We start from the raw sequence: 17,237 nt of genomic DNA on the forward strand, positions 1-17,237 counted from the left end.
GTGGGTTACTGTGCGTGCGATTCAGGCGGGCGGCCTCGCTTCGAGACCGAAAGCACTGCGGCGGCTGCGACGAGCGGGAACACGGCGAGCACGCCAAAGAGCAGCGAGTAGGAACTGCTCGAGAGGAGCCAGCCGGCCAGTGAGGCACCGAGTGCGCCGATTCCGAAGTTGACGGTAAAGACGAGCCCGAAGCCGATGCCCTGTCCCGCGTCGGGCGTGTGTTTCGCAACGAGTGACGATTGGAGCGGCGCGAGGGTAAAGAGGAGGGCACCGAAGACGAGCCCGACCCCGATGACGGCAGTGCCGGAGAGTCCGCCGAGCGCGAGCAAGGCGAGACTCGTCGCGGCGAAGACGCCGAGCAGGACGCGCTCGATCTCGAATCGCTCGCCGAGGTGACCGCCGACGATCTGGCCGACCGAACCGGTCAGCAGGATCAGCGAGTAGAGCCACTGCCCAGCACCGACGGATGCCCCGGCGAGATCCAGACTCGGCAGCGACGACAGCGTGTCGATGAACTGTGGGAGGAAAGTCAGCGTACCGCGATAGTAGATCCCTGCGAACACGTAGACGGCGATAATCCCGAGGAAGACGGGAGTGACGAGCGCACGGAGCTGGGTGAGGACGTCACCGATCGAGTGCGACGACGCCGTGTGGTCGTTCGAGTCCGAGGGACCACGGAGCGCAAAGAGCACGCCGAACCCCAGCAGTGGGACCGCGAGCAGTCCGAGGACGGTCCGCCAATCGCTGACTGCGAGTCCGGCGGTGATGAGCAGCGGCCCGATGCCGATCCCGAGATTCGCGCCGATGCCGTGGTAGGCAAAGCCCTTGCTCGGCGCCTCCGCCTCGCGGCTGATGAAAGCAAGCGCTGGCGGGTGGTAGAACCCGGCACCGACGCCTGCCAGCGCGACCACGACTGCCAACGTCGCAAACGAATCGATGAATGGAACAGCCAGGAACACCCCTCCGGTCAACAACAAGAAGCCGGTGATCACTGTGTCCGCGCCGAACCGATCGCTGAGAATGCCGGATGGAAGCGCCATCGCACCGTACAATCCGGTCATGAGCGTGACGAGCAGCCCCAGCTCGTACGTCGTCACCTGGAACTCGGTGATCCAGATGGGGATAAACAGCGGAATCGAGAGGATGACGAGGTGATCGAGTGCATGTGCCCCCGTCGTATAGCCGATGAGCCGCTGGTCCGCTGCCGGGACGCCACGTGCGTCAAAGAGATCTCGTATCGTGTGTCTGAGTCGCATTAGTCTTGTATTCGCCACGCAATTATTATTCGGCGTTCGATCGTTAATAGTGCCTTCGGTACCGGAGACAGCTGCACCCCTTGAGAGGCGACACTGCCCGCATCGAAATGGCCCCTCCTGGCGATTATTGACTCCACAGAGAAGTGGCTGATCTCGTATGAGCAAACACACAGTCACTGTATGGCAACGGGACTACCGACCATCTCGCACCGATTTTGGCTATAGTGTTTACAATGATAAACAATATTTCACCGAATCGAGAGAGACACCGTCGATGGCAGCCAACGGGATGGCAGTCGACCGACAATCCCGATCGCGGGCACCCGCGAGACAGTCTCTGATTGCAGGCATCCGTGACCGCCCCGCGAGGATGATTGCCCGAATGGTAATTCACTTCAACGGGCCACACCGAGTAGACGTATGAGCACCGTCTCGTCTCCACCGGAGGAAACGCTCGCCTCCGTCATCATTGTCGACTACGGGCTGGGAAACCTCCGTAGTGTCACTCGTGGCTTAGAGCGTGCGGGTGCCGACGTCGAGATCACCGACGACCCTGCGGCTTTCCACGACGCCGACGGCGTCGTCCTCCCAGGTGTTGGCGCGTTCCGCGAAGGCGTCGAGAACGCCGATCCGCTTCGCGAAGATCTCCTCGAGGTCGCCGAAAGCGGCACGCCACTCTTTGGCATCTGTCTCGGTATGCAGATGCTGCTCACGACGAGCGAAGAGGGCGAAACTGACGGCGAGTCGGCTGTCCAGGGGCTCGATCTGATCCCCGGGACGAACGTCCGATTCGCTGAAGGCCAGAAGGTCCCCCACATGGGCTGGAACGAACTCGAGGTCCAGCGCGAGCACCCGCTCGTCGAGGGCGTCGACAGCGTTGCGTCGGAGACGCAGCGAGAAGACGGAGCCGTCTCTGGGGGCTCCGTCGACGGGGACTACGCCTACTTCGTCCACTCCTACTACGCAGCCCCCGACGACGAGAACGCAGTCGTCGCGACGACGGACTACGAACGGGAGTTCCCCTCGATTGTCGCGAACGAGGCTGGCAACGTCTTCGGCACGCAGTTCCACCCCGAAAAAAGCGGGGAGACTGGGCTACGGATTCTGCGGAACTTCGTCGAAATCTGCGCCGAGGAGTAGCTCCATCGCGTATTCGATTCGTTCTGACTCGAGGGTTTCCGACCAGAGTAGCAACACGAGCGGTAGTGACCAATGACACGAGCAGCGAAGTTGAGCGGGAGAGAAGAGACACACCCCACGGTGCCGCTGTAAGACGGCGGAATAGCGACTCTATCGGATAATCTCAGTGGAACAGTTTTGATCGAGTAGAGCGGCGAATTCGAACACCCTGATGATCAACTCGAAAGACGGTATCGTTAAATATGACTGGTGTGTTATCGTCCATTGAGTGTTTTGAACGCAGAACCACCGCTCGAATCGATAAAGTGGATTGCAGTCCATTCTGGCTGTTCGCTCGAGCGGCCTACTGAATCCATCGGCCGGTCGATTCTCCCTTTCGAACCCCCGTTTCTCGTGATCTAACACTGCTAGGCGCTTACAGCGGCATTACGGGGTGTGTGTCTCCGCATACAGCGGCACTACGGGGTAGAGAACGACTGGAGCAGTCCCTATGGAAACCCTTTTGCATTTATACAGGAGAAATCCGGTACTCGGCCGCGGCCAGATCAGTCCAACTACTTTTCGAGCTTGGGCTGCTCGCTCGCGATACAGCGGCACTGCGGGGTGACCGTCAGGAGACTCCTGTGTCGATTACAGCGGAACTCCGGGGTCCTGTTTCACAAATACAGCGGCACCGTGGGGTGCTTTTTCTGCCGTTTATCCCCCTCAAAATGCAAAATAATGTGGATACAGCGGCACCGCGGTTCGAACAGGTTAAGTGCTCTCCGGGGAATGTCTCCGACAACTGAATGCCTGATTCGATGGATTACTTCGGCAGCGAAAACGAGATCTTCAGGAACAAGGAACTCCTGCAGGTCTCGCACCTCCCCGACGGCGACCGAATCATCGGTCGTGAGGACGAACTGACGGATCTTGCGAACGCGATCAAACCGGCCACACGCGGGAACACACCCAACAACGTCCTCGTCTACGGGAAGACGGGAACCGGGAAGTCCCTCTGTTCGAAATTCATCACCAACCAGGCCATCGAGCGTGCGAAGGATAACGACGTCTCGATCGGCGTCGCCTACGTCGACTGCCTGCAAGAGTCGACAGAGACACAGGCTGTCCAGTCGGCTGGCCACCAACTCAACGACCAGGCGACAACGGATATCTCGATTCCTCACTCGGGGTTGAGCACCTCGGAGTACTATCGGCGGCTCTGGCGGATCGTCGATAGTCGGTACGACGTCGCGCTGATTATTCTAGATGAAGTGGACAAGATCGAGGACGACGACATCCTGATGCAGCTCTCGCGGGCGGTCGAATCCGGCAAACTCACCGAGAGTACGATCGGCGTCATCGGCATCTCGAACAAGGTTCGCTACAAGGACTCGCTGGACGAGCGGATCAAATCCAGCCTCTGCGAACGGGAGTACGTCTTTTCGCCGTACGACGCGACCCAGATCCGTGAGATCCTGCGATCGCGTTCGGATGCGTTCCACGAGAGCGTCCTCGAGGACGGCGTCATCCCCCGCGTGGCCGCACTCGCTGCCCGTGAACACGGCGACGCCCGGAAGGCAATCGACATTCTCCGCTTTGCTGGAGAGATTGCCGAGGAGAGTGACCTCGAATCTGTCACGGAGGACTGCGTCGATCACGCCCACGAACGTGAAGAGACGAGTCGACTCGCCGAACTCATCTCCAAGAGTCCGAGTCACGCGAAGCTGGTCCTCGAGGCAATGGCGCTACTCACCCAGCAAAAGGAAGGCGATAACGCACCGGTGACGACGAACGAGGCCTACGACCTCTACAAGCGGCTTTGCGAGCGCGACGAGTCCGATCACCTGAAGCTCCGGCGCGTCCGCGATATCCTCTCGGAACTCGAGTTTCTCTCGATCATCGAGCAGGAACGCAAGTGGGCCGGACGAGGAAAAGGCAATTATATGGAGAATCGGCTGATCGACGATCCGAAGGTCATCATCGCTGCCTGTAACGAGTCCGAGTAGTGGGAGCAGCGATTCGCTGGGCGAGAGGCTGCTGTCACAGGAGCTCGCGCACGTCCGAGTACCACATATCGTGGTAGTCGACATGGCCCACTCGGCGCGCGATCGCGACAGCGAGCGAGTGCCAGCAGCGTTCGGTTGGGTCGTCGTCGTCCAGATTGTACTCGCTGTCCTTGCAGGTACAGTTCCCGTCTTCGACGATGTACTCGTCGTCGTAGCCGACGACGATCGTGAAATCGCGGTAGGCCTTCACCCGGTTTTCCCCCACTGCTTCGATGGCTCGAGCGCCGCGGTCACCGTGGATCCGCGTGATCTGGCCGACGATCTCCGGCGTGAGTTCGCCGGCTTCCTCGAGAGCGGCTTGCCATCGCTCGACGGGATCTGCCTTCGACACGTCCGAAACTGTGCGCTCAACTGTAAAATCGGTTTGGTTGTCCGGCCAGCGGGGCCGCTCGAGACCACACCGTTTTTCGCTCGCTACCGACGAGACGTGGTATGCGCGTCACCGAGGGCGGGGTCGAACTCGAGGTGCCCGGCGAACAGACCGACGGCATCGAGGAGGCGGTCTTCTACAACCCGCGACAGGAGTTGAACCGGGACCTGACGATCGCAACACTGCGGGCCTACCGCGAGCGAGAAGAGCGTGCCACGTCGTATTTAGACGCGATGACCGCAAGCGGCGTCCGCGGCGTGCGGGCAGCAGCCGACGGCTGGGACGTCACCTGCTGTGATGTCGACGAACAGGCAGTCGACCTGGCGCGGGAGAATCTTGAGCGAAACGACTGCGAGGCAAGGGTCGAACACCGCAACGTCAACGCCGTGATGCACGACGAGCCGTTCGACGTGATCGATCTCGACCCCTACGGGACGCCGATGCCTTTCGCCGACGCCGCGTTCGCCAACTGCCGGGATCTGGTCTGTGTCACTGCGACAGACACCGCGCCGCTGTGTGGGGCCCACTTCAACAGCGGCGTCCGCTCGTATTCTGCGGTGCCGCGAAACACGGATTATCACGCCGAGATGGGCGTGCGCGTGCTCATTTCTGCGCTCGCCCGCAGCGCCGCCCGCTTCGACGTGGGCGTCGAGCCGATCCTGACTCACGCGACCAGCCACTACGTCCGGACGTACCTCGAGCTCGAGCACAAGGCCACGTCGGCCGACGCGGCGATCGACGAGTTAGGCCACCTCTACCACTGTGAAGACTGTCTCTACCGCGAGGCCGATCCCGGCCTGATCGCCGATCCGCTCGAAACGTGTCCCCACTGCGGCGGGAATCGCATGCTGATTGCCGGACCAGTCTGGCTCGGCCCCGTCCAGGACTCGGCGTTCATCGCCGCCGTCCGGGACGAAATCCCCTACACCTTCAACACTGCACCACAGGCGCGCGAACTCTGTGATACGGTCGCGGCCGAACTCGACGAGCCGACCCACTACGACCAACACAAGCTCTGTCGGAACTGGGGGCTGCCTGCCAATGCGATGGACGACTTCCTCGCCGACCTCCGTGACGCCGGCTATGAGGCCTCGAGGGCCCACTATGGCGGCACGACGTTCAAAACGGACGCGAACGTCGGCGAGATTCGCGCGGCGACCGAAGACAGTCTCGAGTAGTCGGCTATCGGAGCCGATCGAAGCCAGCGGCTACAGTGTTAACGCGCTCACCAGCCCGACACTGCAGGCACACATAGGCCCTACAACAGCCGGTTATGTGCCTGTGCCGTGTGATTACATATTGTGGGTGAACCCGAAACAGGGAGTGTGACCGACCACGGATGGGGGCGCGAGTTCGTGGGGCAGGCCGTTCGGCTCGCGAGAGACGAACAGGTGACGCTACTCGCTGCCGGCGTCGCGTTCTACGGCTTTCTCTCACTTGTCCCACTCACGCTACTGGTACTTGGAATCGCGGCGTCGATCGGCGGCGAGACGCTTGCAGCGCAACTCTCGGTCGCGGCCAGCGACATCCTCACGCCGGCAGCTCGAGAGGTACTCGCCGAGACGATCATCGACGAGACTGGCCGGCAAAGTGCAACCGTCGTCGGCATCCTCGGCTTGCTGTGGGGTTCGAGTCGAGTCCTGCGCGGTCTCGATCGGGCCTTCTCTCAGGTATACGGGACAGTGGGATCGAAATCATTGCTCGATACGTTCTGGGATGCGACAATCGTCGCAATCAGTATCACGTTGGGCCTCGTTGGGGTCGGTGTACTCGAGTTCCTGATCCTGGTCGTGCCGGGGGTTGAGTTGGCGGTCGTTGGCCAGCTGTTCGTCCTTGTGGGATTGCTCGTGACGTTTCTCCCGCTGTACGTTATCTTTCCGGACGCCAGTGTTGAGATCCGTGAGGCGCTGCCGGGAACGGTCGTCGCAGCCGTCGGCTGGGTCGTGCTAAGCGGGACGTTCTCCCTCTATACCGATTTCGCCACTGGGTACACGATCTACGGTGCGCTCGGTGCCGTTTTTCTCGTGCTCGTTTGGCTGTATGCCGGTGCGATTATCCTCGTCTTCGGGGCGGTCATCAACGCAACCATCGCCGACCGTGAAGTGGATCGGCAGCTACAAAGTCCCCGCGGACGACAGGTCTCGACAGAAGCGATGACCGACGACGCCACGGGTGCCGACGAGGGGGCGACCGAGGACCGCGCCAGCGACCGCGCGAGCGCCCGGACACACGACCGCGCGGACGATCCCGAAGTACTGCGCGAGGAAATCGAACGGCTACGCGATCGCGTCGCAACCTTCGAGGACGACGTCGAAGATCGCACCGTCAGAAAAGAGTCCCTCGAGAGCGAACTCAAGCGTTACGTCCGGAGACGCGTTCGCCGCGGCCACGCTCGCGACTGGGGGCCATATATCGTCTTGCTCTACGGGACCGCGATGTCGATCGCGGCGTTTTACTTCCTCAAGGGGCCGTGGGCGATCCTCTCGATGCTGGTCGTCTGGACCTCGACGCTCGGCGTCTACGTGCTGATGGTCCTGTTCGGATTCGGCATCTCCATGCTCGACGTGCCTGGCCGCCTGCGCGATGCGATCGGCGAGCGACGCTCCTGATACGACTGGCCAAACGTCAGTGAATACTCGAGCGCGTCTCGATGGCTGTCGCCGTCGGCAACAGCGTTGTGGGTGCGATCGAGGGATGAACCGTTTTGTCCGGCAGTACGAGTGGTCGTCGATCGGTCCCGGTCCCGGAATCACCGTCGTTCTCCCAGCTGTTTTTGACTCGTCGGTCCCTGTTCGATCGGAGCCGTTTCACGGGTCGCGAGAGCCAGCTCGGTCAGGTCGACTGACGTGTCCTGGCCTCAGACGGTCTGTTGTGACGATGTCCTGGTGGGCCCGCAGTGCGGGGGGTTTCGGTCCCACCGGAACTGATTGACAGGAGTCCGTCTCATACGGTCTACTGTAAGTCATTGCCGGTGCAACCGCGACCGCCCTGCGGTTGCACCGGTACATCGTTACAGCAAACCGTCTCAGTCATTGACTGCGTCTCGTTCAGTTCTGCTTCCATCGTCGGATGCATTCGAGAGCGGAAGTGATCCCTCGAGCCGAATGGCGTCCGCGGTACGCTCTCGAACGATCGTCCGTTCGAGCGTCACGGTCATCTCGACAGCCCCCTCCCAGCCGAGCGACGATGTGATCGATTCGACGGCCGACAGATCCGGCCTGACATGGGCGATGTCGCCTTCGACTGCAGTGATGACGCCGACCGCCTCGCCGTTACCGTTCTCGACGGCCTTACCGACGTCGTCGTCGGAAAAAGTGGCGCACATGTCCATCGGTACTGCGACCTGAGACAAGCACGTGGTGCCTGCAACAGCCGGCGACACGTCTCTCTGTCGATCGGAACACAGAGCAATGCACCGAGGCCGTCGAACGCCGCGGCGAACCGCTCGCCGTCGAGAGCAGCACCGTTTCTCGAGAGCGTCGTCCACCGCTTCCCGGCCGTCGGCGACGGGCACCTTGTCGTCTCGGATCGCCTCGAGCCTCTCGCGGGCGTCGCTGCGGTCGCGCTCGTCGATGGCGTCCCACCGTGGGGCGTGCCCGTCGCTATGGCCGGGTCAAAAGTGAACGTCCTGTCGGCGTGTTCAGCCGTCGCCGTTCACCGATCGCGCTCGAGCTGATCGCCGCCGAACTCGTCATCGCTCTGGATTCGGGAGGCCTGCGGGCCGTCCTGATCCTGATACTTCGAGCCACGCTCGCTGCCGTAGGGGCGTTCGGCTTCCGTCGTGAGTTCGGTAAAGGTGAGCTGGGAGATGCGCATCCCCGGCGTGAGCGCGACCGGTGCCGTTCCGAGATTCGAGAGTTCGAGGGTGATTTGGCCGCGATAGCCGGGATCACAGAGGCCGGCGGTCGCGTGGACGACAACGGCGAGCCGGCCCAACGAGGAGCGACCCTCGACATGGGCGATCAGGTCCGGCGGGATCTCGACGCGCTCGTGGGTCGTCCCCAGCACGAAGTCGCCGGGATGGAGAATGAAGTCGTCACCGTCCTCGACGATCGTTTCCGTGACGTATTCGTCGACTTCCTGTTCGGAGTTGGGGTGGATACAGGGGATGTTCGTCCGTTGGAACTCGAGGAATTCTCGTCCCAGCCGAAGGTCGACGCTCGCAGGTTGGATCTGCAATTCTGGGTCGTCGAGAGGCTCGACGACGAGGTCGCCGGCCTCGAGACGCGCTAAGATGTCCGCATCGGAGAGGATCATACCGAGTAGGAGCGAGTACGGGGCCCTAAATTCCTCGGTCCGCGCTCGAGCGGCCAGCGAGCCGCCACGCATCACCATGTGTGGTGATAGCTAACTCTTATTGCCTATATGGAATTATAGGCTGAACGGCCTAATAAATTATAATGATACATGATGAACGGCGGTGCATGGATGGGGAACGGGATCGCTTCAACGGCGATACGAAAGTCTTGCATCAACGTGCGGTTCGGGTTCCACTTCCCGACACCACGGCCGAGCGAGCCTTCCACGAGAACATGATGACCGTGGCGGACGCTCGAGAGCGGAAGGCGGAGTTACTCGCCGATCCCGAGATTCCACTGTTGGCTGCCTACGAGGCGGAACTCGAGCGCATTGCCGAGAGTTTCGAGCGGCGGCTCAGGCGGATTGCAGGCGATGACTACGAGGAGGTCGCGATGGCATATGCTCGTGGCGATCGCGACGACCGAATCGGAGCACTGGTAGCCTACTACTTCGAGGGACTGTGGCGGATTCAACAACGAACCACGATTACGGAGATGATGTTTTCACCAGTTATCCTCCGGTATCCGGAGAGCTTTACGATGAATATCCGCTTTACCGATGGATACACGACGACGAAGTCGATCTGCTACGAGTCCCCAGAACACTCCACCGAGGACCTGGCCGACGAATACGCCGAGGCGTACTACGAGGACAGTTGTTACTCACAGCAGCAGGCGGCAACGTATCTCAAAGAGACCGCACAGATCATCCGCGAGGAGTTTCCCAACCCGGACGACACCTCCTTCGAGGAACGCAAATACGGCGGCATCGTCTCGGCCGGCGGCCGGCGCGGCTCGGTTTTCTCCGCGATGCTCGAGCCGCTCGAGCCGGACCCGGACCGGTTTTCGGAACCAGTCGACAAGCCAACCCTCGTCGAAGCGGGTCCGGAGGCGAAACGGACGGAACGAGAGCTTCTCCGCAACGAAGCCATCGTCCTGTGAGCGAGCGGCAAAGCCGCCTGCAGAGTGGCGACGGGCGACGACTCGTTCTGGACTCGCTCGAGCCGTTACCGCCCGAACCACACGAGCGCACCGACTGACAGCAATCCGAGGAACGCACCGGCGGCAAGTGTCGGAAACGCCGCGGCGTAGCCGCCACGGTCGAGTGCCAGTCCGAAGACGATCGGTGAGACGACCGTCGTCGAAAAGCCAGCCAGCGACTGGACTGACAGCGCGGTGCCGACGTGTTCGTCGGCGACGACCTCGGTGACGAGCGTCGACGTGGGCGCGCTATCGAGCGCGAGGACGACGCCGTAGACGAGCGTGACAGTGACAAGTGCGGCCAGTGGGAGCCCGCCAAGGAGTCCGAACGTCGCGCTCAAAATGGTACTGGCACCGAGGCCGGCAGCAATCGTCTGCGGCCGACCGATGCGGTCGCTAAGCCAGCCACCGGTGGCGTTGCCGACGCCGCTCATAGCATTGACCTCCTCCCGCGCCTAAAGTCCTGTCTCTTACCCACAAATGGAGCCGCTGTAGTGAGAGAACGGATCAATGAATACGACCACAACTCCCGGTATTCACGGGCCTGACCAGCCGTAAGGATCGATTTCGACGATATCGCACATCCGCATTCGTCCATTCTCTCCGCTGAGATTGCCACCCGAATCGATCCTCACCTCGAGTTTCCGGTCGCAAATCGAAGCTGCGAGCGTCTAAAACGCTTGTTTGGAACACCGCGAACATCTGGGTAAGAGACAGGCCTGAAGACGCGGGTATGCGCTTACACTATGTATCATCGCGCCGACGACCAGCCCCGGCACGACCGCCGAGTCGGTCGCCACAAACGCTGGTGTCATCACAAGAAAAGCCAGCAACCAGTTGCGGACGCCGAACAGCTCCCAGTTGTGCCACGAGTGAAGTACCGCGGGGGCAAGCCCCGCGGCTTCACCGTTTTGACCGCACGTCCCGAAACGGGCCGTGCGGTCGCAGGCGAGTTTAATTCCCCTCGGACTTCCCGTGACGAGTCGTCTGGAATTAATACCCGAACGCTCGGTGCGTCCGTGAGGGTCGGCCGCTCCACCACGGCCCGGCAACTCCCGTCTCATCACGCCAAAGACGCGGGTTTTGAGAGGAGTCGCATTCCTCGCAACTGCCGGCAGTTGCTTCGGATTAAGGTCTTTAATCCACGTCGCAACTGTACTCTCCAATACGGTGGTACCCATCATATAGCTTACTCGATTCACCTTCGGGGTCAAGCCCCGAGGCACTCTCGCTGTATCTCTGTAGACGCCAGCGACGAAGAGTCCGGAGAGAAATCGCAAGACAGTGCCGACGAGAACGCCGTCGGCAACCGCGGCGAACGCGAGACTCGGGAGCGCCGTCCCAGTTGCACCGACGGCGATCACCCACCGCGGCGAGTAGTGATCTGCGAGCCAGCCTGCGGGAACGATCGCGACGAGATAGCCCGCCTGAAGTGCGCCGAACACGACCCCCGCTTCGGTCCCCGAGAGGCCCCACTCCTCGACGATCAGGGGCAGCACCGCCGAATAGTTGAACCAGACAAGTACCGAAAAGAACAGCGCGACCGATGTCACGACGAGAACCCGACGACGCTCCTGCATGACAGACCGTGTGATTCTCATGCACATCAATGCTATCGCCATCTGGACCGGTTGCCGGTTCCGCAGTCGCGATAGGTACAAGTAAAGGGATTCCCGTCCTCGAGTCGGCTATGAAACAGGCCATCGTCGCTCGAACCGACATCGGCATGGGACAGGGGAAACTCGCCGCACAGGTCGCCCACGCGTCGCTGTCGGCCTACGAGAAGGCAGACAGCCAGCTGCAATCACAGTGGAAACAGGGCGGGCAAAAAAAGGTCGTCCTCAAAGGCGAGAGCGAACGACAACTACACGAACTCTCTGAGATCGCCGACAGTAACGGCATCCCCAACGCGCTCATCCGCGACGCCGGCCACACCCAACTCGAGCCCGGCACCGTCACCGCGCTCGCTGTCGGCCCGGCAGCCGACGATCGCGTCGACAGCGTGACCGGCGACCTCTCGTTGTTCTAACCGTCACAGCGCAGTCTACGACTCGAGCCAGCCTCGAGCGCCAGTGAATCATACGGGCTGCTGTAACTGTTTCCCGGCGCAACCGTAACACGGTCGCGGGTGCGCCGGAACTGACTGACAGCGGTCCGTATCAGTCCGAGCGGTAGCCCCGCGGTTCCTCCCTGACGACCGACTCGCCGTCGGCAGACGAGGACGGCACGTCGGAGCCGACGTCCGGGAGCAGCGAGCCGATCTCGATCGACTTGCTGCCGAGCACGGCGAAGCCGGCGAAGATCGTCAGGAAGCCGGCGATCGCGATCGCATCGATCGTCTCACCGAGCAGTGCCCAGCCGCCGAGCGCCGAGACGACGGGCACGACGTAGAAGATCAGGTTCGCGCGGATCGCGCCGGCCGAATCGATGAGCCCGAAGTAGGCGACGTAGGCGATGGCACCAGCGAAGACACTCACGTAGCCAAGCGCCAGCAGCGCCTCGGTCGTCCACGTGATCGCAGCCGCCGACTCGCCGCTCGCCCAGGCTAACAGGTGGCTCAGCGCCGCGGCGAAGGGCAGCCCCCAAGCGACGCGGACCGGACTCGAGAGGTCGCTGTCGGCCCGGCGGATCAACACGGCACCCAGTGCGGCGCTGATCGCGGCGACGAAGAGGATGCCCTTCCCGACGGCCCCCGCCAGCAGATTTGCGGGATCCGGGCTGACCACGAGCCCGACGCCGACGAGGCCGAGTCCCATCCCGGCCGCGCCGCGCCGAGAGAGGCGTTCATCGGAGAGCAACGCCGCGGCGAACACCGGCGTCATGATCGGGTTGAGACTGTAGATGATCGAGGAGACAGCACTCGAGACGTACTGCTGGCCGACGAACAGCAAGGCGTTCGTCACCCCGATCGCGAGGACGCCGGTCGCGAGAATGCTGGCGACGTCGCCGCGACTCTGCGGGAGCAGCGTCGACCGCGAACCGGTCAGTCCGACGTACGCCAGCATGACTACCGCCGCAATATCGTAGCGCAGCGCCACGAACAGCAGCGGCGGGAAGTACGAAAGCCCGGCCTTCGCGGCGACGAAGGTCCCGCCGAAGAGTAGACTCGAGAGCGCGAAGAAGACGGCACTGCGACGGGACATCATTCTCCCGTCACCGCCGTGGAGACCAGCTGCGCCGACTCGAGGGCGGCCGGCGCGTGAATCGCGAAGATCATCGTACTACACCGTATGAGCTGTAGGTTTATAGTTTCGTTCAGAAAATATTTCACGACAAGAAAGGGTGGCGAGCCGGGAAAGCGGCCGGGACCCTGCTATCGCTGCACCCTCTGAAAACCTTGCACGGTGCGAAACCAATTTGCCGTGGCGGCGACGAGAACCCGTATGGAATCGGCGCTCGAGGAGATCGAGTTTCTCGCACTGTCGTCAAATCGCGTTGAGGTCCTCCGGTTGCTCTCGGAAGGGCGACACACGCGGACCGAACTAGCTGCGGCGACCGGAGCCTCGCAGGCGACGCTGGGTCGGATCCTCGGCGACTTCGAGGACCGGTCGTGGATCAGACACGACGGCAACGCGTACGTCGCGACCGCGACAGGGCGACTGGTCGCGGCGGGGTTCACTGATCTTCAGGAGATCCTCGAGACGGAGGCCAAACTCCGCGAGATCGTCGACTACTTGCCGACCCACGCGATGGAGTTCGACCTCCGGCGGCTCTCGGACGCGACGATTACCACTCCCAGCGCGACGCGGCCGAACGCGCCGCTGAGTCGGTTGCTCGAGTTTCTCCGGACGGGCGAGGAGGTTCGGACGTTTTCGCATACGTTCAACGAGCAGACGCTGGGCGTCGTTCGAGAGCGTGTGACTGCGGGCGAGCAGCAGTTTCGAGGCGTCTTTGGGCAGAACGCGATCGACGCGCTGGCCGACGAGTCGGGACTTCGCCGTCAACTCGAGGCGCTGCTCGACGCCGACACCGCTGAGATCAGAGTTCGAGAGGAGGGCGTCCCGATCGCGATCATGATCGTCGACGCGGACGTCTGTCTGCTCTTGCGCGACGAGAACGGCATCCTGCGGGCCGCCGTCGACACTGACGACGACGCCGTCCGCGCGTGGGCCGAAGACTCGCTCGATCACTACTGGCGGACGGCGACGCCACTCGAGGCCGACGCGCTTTCGGAGTAACGGGCACAGCAGCGTGCTCGGGGCGGCCGCGTCAGGACGGGATCGACTCGAGTCCCGGTATCGGCCGTGCGTGTGCGGGCAGTTCCGGCCCAACTGCGATGGATGCTGGCTCCGGCTGTGTCTCGTCGTCCCCGGTTTGCTCGATGACGTACTCCTGGCCCACCGTCGATGCCTGGAGGTCGCCGACGGGTGCGTGCTCCTCGGTCAGCAGCGGCACGTCGTCGGTGTTCGGCGCGTCCATGTAGGCGTCGACCTCGCTACGCAGGTCGATTCCCAGGTCGCGCTGGTCGTTTCGTGTCTCGAGGTCGGCCTCGGTGAAGTTCGTCTCGGCTTTCGTCGCGGCGATTTCGATGTTCTGGACGGAGTCCCAACTCGAGGTGCGGAAGCTATACGTCGACGCGAAGGCCTCGTCGATCGTCTTGTACTGTGCCCGGTAGAACGCCGAGCCGGAGCCGCTGGGTGCGGCGATGACGTTCGCGAGCAAGACGCCATCCTCATCCAGGTGGCTCTCGGCCAACTCCATAAATTCCACTTGGGTCAGGTGGATGGGAACCTGATCCTTCTGGTAGGCGTCGAGAACGATCACGTCGTATTTCTTGTCGGTCTCCTGGAGGAAGATCCGCCCGTCTTCCGTGTGCGCGGTCAGGTTCTCGCTTTCCTCGAGGCGGAAGTATTCCTTGGCCGTCCGCGTCACTTCGGGGTCGAGTTCGGCGACGTCGACGTCGACGTCGTACTTCCGCTCGAAATCCTTCGGCCCGGTGTAGCCGCCCCCGCCGATGAACAACACGTTCTCGACCTCGTCGGGATCGTCGACCATCAACATGGGGAGGTGGAAGTAGCGCGTGTACTCGAAGACGTGCCGGTCGGGGTCCTCGAGGTCCATCGCGCTGTGGCGTGCCCCATCGAGATACAGCGTCCGGACGTCGCCGTCGTCGATCACCTCGAGTTCCTGGTAGGCGGTCTGGGTCTGGTAGACGACGTCGCCGCGATGGTCGAACGCCACCGGGCCGAGGCCGGCCGCAACGACGAGCAGCAGCGCGATCGCGACGCTGGCCGAGGCTGGCTTCGGGGAGAGTCTGGGCAGCGTCAGCGCGAACGCGGTCCCGACGAGGATGAACCCGAACAGGAGGCCGATGGCGTCGATGCCGAGTGCGGGAACGAGGACGTACGTCGTCGCACCCGCGCCGACGATGCTGCCGATGGTGCCGAGCGCGTAGACGTGGCCCGACGCTTCGCCGGTGCCGTCCTTCTGAGAGAGTTCGGCCGCGTAGGGACTGATAAAGCCCAGCAGATAGGTCGGCGGTCCGAAGAGGAGGAGTACGGCCGGCAACGAGGCGTACCGGGCCGGCAGCGGGATCGCCGACGCCGAGAGCAGCAGTTGGTCGCTCGCGTAGATCACGATCGCGACGTAGCCCGCCGTCCCAAGCAGGAGCCAGCTCATGCGCCGGTTCGACGCCGTCGCTGCCTTTTTCCCGCCTTGCCAGTAGCCGAGACTCAACGCGGCCAGAAAGACGGTGATGATGCTCCCCCAGGTGTAGATACTGCTGCCAAACTGGGGGGCAATGATCCGACCGGCGAGAATTTCGAGACCCATACTGGTGACGCCGGAGACGAACACCGCGACGTCGGGTTTCGTCGGCCGAAAGGCGGCGGGCTTCCCCATACTCATTGTCGGCCTAACGTGGGCCCGTGACGAGAACCTGTCGGCGCAATACGGACTCGCCGGCTCTCGAGTCCCGTCGAGGTGCGTCAGTTCGTCGTGATGACTTCGATTACGTCGCGGGGCTCGACCTCGTAGTCTTTGCCCAACTGGCGGTTCGTCCGGCAGTCGATCGCATGCAGGAAGCCGTCGCCGATATCCGAATGGAGGCTGTAGGCGAAGTCCTCCGCGGTCGAGTTCGGCGGGATCAGATAACAGTCAGGCAGCACCTCGCCACGTTCGTTGCCCAGCCCGTTTGCGCCGCCGGGGAACACCGGCGTCACGCCGAGGACGTCGAACAGCGCCGTCTCGAGGGCTGCCTGGACGCCCGTCGCGCCGAACTCGTCGAGGAAGTCTCGAATCTGCTCGAGACCCTGTTCCTGATCACCGGAGACATCGCCGGTGATCTCGAAGTCGCTATCGCCTGGCCGGTAGTCGACGACGCCGGCCTTGTCGGCCGACTTCAGCGCCTTCTCGGCGTGGGCGCTGCAGGGAACGATCGTCAGGTGGTCGTAGTCGGGATCGTTCGTGATCTCTTCGTAGTTTGCCTGGGCCTCGGGGGTGTCCATCTTGTTCGCCGCGATGACCATCGGCTTGGTCTCCTTGCGGATCTCGCGGGCGAGTGCGAGTTTGTCATCGTCGTCCCACTCGCCGGGCTCGAAGCCGATGTCGACGCGCCGGATGAGGCGTTTGATCTCGTCGTCGTTCGTCTTGAACGCGCTCATCTGTTCGGCGAGTTCTTCCTCGATGGCGTCGTCTTCGGTGGTGTAGCCCGTTTCGTAGCGTTCGATGCCCTTCTTCAGGATGCCCAGATACCACTGATCGAGTTCCTCCTCGAGGAAGCCGATGTCGTCTCGCGGATCGTGGCCCTCGGTGGGTTCGCCCTCGGCGTCCGTTTTCCCGGAGAAGTCGACGACGTGGACGAGGACGTCGGTTTCGTTCAGGTCTGAGAGGAACTGATTCCCGAGTCCGTTGCCCTCGTGTGCGCCGGGAATCAGTCCGGCCACGTCGACGAGTTTCGTCGGGACGAATCGCGTCCCGTGGTCGCAGTAGCCAACCGATGGCGTACACTCCTCGTCGAACTCCGGTGCTGCACAGTCGACGCGAACGTAGGCCTCGCCCACGCTGGGGTCGATCGTCGTGAACGGGTAGGCCCCCTCGGGCACGTCGTTCATCGTCGCCGCGTTGAAGAAGGAGGACTTGCCGACAGAAGGTTTGCCGACGAGTCCGATCCGGTAACTCGTACTCATTGTTCGTCCGTGGTGCG

General features: G+C 62.5%; 16 protein-coding genes. 7 read left to right on the forward strand and 9 right to left on the reverse strand.

Annotated features, from left to right (window positions below; genetic code table 11):
* Positions 1-5 precede the first annotated feature (5 nt).
* Positions 6-1,256 (reverse strand): MFS transporter, encoded by a 1,251-nt coding sequence (locus C476_RS14105; RefSeq protein WP_008014115.1) that lies wholly within the window; start codon positions 1,254-1,256, stop codon positions 6-8.
* A 420-nt stretch (positions 1,257-1,676) separates the two neighbouring features.
* Between C476_RS14105 and hisH the strand changes: the two genes are divergently transcribed.
* Positions 1,677-2,396, forward strand: a complete 720-nt coding sequence (hisH, locus tag C476_RS14110; RefSeq protein ID WP_008014116.1) for an imidazole glycerol phosphate synthase subunit HisH — start codon at positions 1,677-1,679, stop codon at positions 2,394-2,396.
* A 788-nt stretch (positions 2,397-3,184) separates the two neighbouring features.
* Positions 3,185-4,384, forward strand: coding sequence for a Cdc6/Cdc18 family protein (locus C476_RS14115; RefSeq protein ID WP_049911898.1), 1,200 nt, complete (start codon positions 3,185-3,187; stop codon positions 4,382-4,384).
* 34 nt (positions 4,385-4,418) lie between these two features.
* Here C476_RS14115 and C476_RS14120 read toward each other — a convergent pair whose 3' ends face one another.
* Positions 4,419-4,775 carry a hypothetical protein gene (locus C476_RS14120; protein WP_008014118.1) on the reverse strand — a complete coding sequence of 119 codons (357 nt, stop codon included), beginning with the start codon at positions 4,773-4,775 and terminating at the stop codon, positions 4,419-4,421.
* Between the two features lie 101 nt (positions 4,776-4,876).
* Here C476_RS14120 and C476_RS14125 point away from each other — a divergent pair, with 101 nt between their 5' ends.
* The gene (locus C476_RS14125) at positions 4,877-5,992 is read left to right on the forward strand and encodes a tRNA (guanine(26)-N(2))-dimethyltransferase (protein WP_008014119.1); all 1,116 of its coding nucleotides are present in this window, start codon (positions 4,877-4,879) and stop codon (positions 5,990-5,992) included.
* 147 nt (positions 5,993-6,139) lie between these two features.
* Positions 6,140-7,423: a YihY/virulence factor BrkB family protein gene (locus tag C476_RS14130; RefSeq protein ID WP_008014120.1), complete on the forward strand. Its 1,284-nt coding sequence runs from the start codon at positions 6,140-6,142 to the stop codon at positions 7,421-7,423.
* A gap of 416 nt (positions 7,424-7,839) precedes the next feature.
* On the opposite strand, the gene C476_RS14140 is transcribed toward C476_RS14130, so the two are convergent.
* Both C476_RS14140 and dcd read right to left on the reverse strand, forming a co-directional pair.
* A complete protein-coding gene (locus C476_RS14140; RefSeq protein ID WP_008014122.1) occupies positions 7,840-8,139 on the reverse strand; it encodes a hypothetical protein in 300 nt (99 codons plus the stop codon).
* Positions 8,140-8,468: 329 nt separating this feature from the next.
* On the reverse strand, positions 8,469-9,071 hold the full coding sequence (dcd, locus tag C476_RS14145) for a dCTP deaminase (protein WP_008014124.1): 603 nt from the start codon (positions 9,069-9,071) through the stop codon (positions 8,469-8,471).
* A gap of 167 nt (positions 9,072-9,238) precedes the next feature.
* Here dcd and C476_RS14150 point away from each other — a divergent pair, with 167 nt between their 5' ends.
* Positions 9,239-10,054 (forward strand): hypothetical protein, encoded by an 816-nt coding sequence (locus C476_RS14150; RefSeq protein ID WP_008014126.1) that lies wholly within the window; start codon positions 9,239-9,241, stop codon positions 10,052-10,054.
* A gap of 65 nt (positions 10,055-10,119) precedes the next feature.
* Here the strand turns inward: C476_RS14150 and C476_RS14155 are convergent, their stop codons facing one another.
* Together C476_RS14155 and C476_RS19410 are read right to left on the reverse strand one after the other, a co-directional pair.
* The gene (locus C476_RS14155) at positions 10,120-10,527 is read right to left on the reverse strand and encodes an MFS transporter (RefSeq protein WP_008014128.1); all 408 of its coding nucleotides are present in this window, start codon (positions 10,525-10,527) and stop codon (positions 10,120-10,122) included.
* A 237-nt stretch (positions 10,528-10,764) separates the two neighbouring features.
* The gene (locus tag C476_RS19410; protein WP_241430494.1) at positions 10,765-11,646 is read right to left on the reverse strand and encodes an MFS transporter; all 882 of its coding nucleotides are present in this window, start codon (positions 11,644-11,646) and stop codon (positions 10,765-10,767) included.
* A 137-nt stretch (positions 11,647-11,783) separates the two neighbouring features.
* On the opposite strand from C476_RS19410, the gene pth2 reads away from it, so the two are divergent.
* On the forward strand, positions 11,784-12,122 hold the full coding sequence (gene pth2 / locus C476_RS14165) for a peptidyl-tRNA hydrolase Pth2 (protein ID WP_008014131.1): 339 nt from the start codon (positions 11,784-11,786) through the stop codon (positions 12,120-12,122).
* A gap of 130 nt (positions 12,123-12,252) precedes the next feature.
* Here pth2 and C476_RS14170 read toward each other — a convergent pair whose 3' ends face one another.
* Positions 12,253-13,239, reverse strand: a complete 987-nt coding sequence (locus C476_RS14170; protein ID WP_008014133.1) for a DMT family transporter — start codon at positions 13,237-13,239, stop codon at positions 12,253-12,255.
* A gap of 237 nt (positions 13,240-13,476) precedes the next feature.
* Here C476_RS14170 and C476_RS14175 point away from each other — a divergent pair, with 237 nt between their 5' ends.
* Entirely contained in the window at positions 13,477-14,271 is a 795-nt protein-coding gene (locus C476_RS14175; RefSeq protein ID WP_008014135.1) for a helix-turn-helix transcriptional regulator, read from the forward strand.
* Positions 14,272-14,302: 31 nt separating this feature from the next.
* Here the strand turns inward: C476_RS14175 and C476_RS14180 are convergent, their stop codons facing one another.
* Together C476_RS14180 and C476_RS14185 are read right to left on the reverse strand one after the other, a co-directional pair.
* Positions 14,303-15,940 (reverse strand): spermidine synthase, encoded by a 1,638-nt coding sequence (locus C476_RS14180; RefSeq protein ID WP_049911899.1) that lies wholly within the window; start codon positions 15,938-15,940, stop codon positions 14,303-14,305.
* Positions 15,941-16,020: 80 nt separating this feature from the next.
* Positions 16,021-17,220 (reverse strand): redox-regulated ATPase YchF, encoded by a 1,200-nt coding sequence (locus C476_RS14185; RefSeq protein ID WP_008014139.1) that lies wholly within the window; start codon positions 17,218-17,220, stop codon positions 16,021-16,023.
* Positions 17,221-17,237 lie beyond the last annotated feature (17 nt).

The sequence above is a fragment of the Natrinema limicola JCM 13563 genome (assembly GCF_000337475.1).
In the GTDB taxonomy this organism is placed as follows: Archaea; Halobacteriota; Halobacteria; order Halobacteriales; family Natrialbaceae; genus Natrinema; species Natrinema limicola.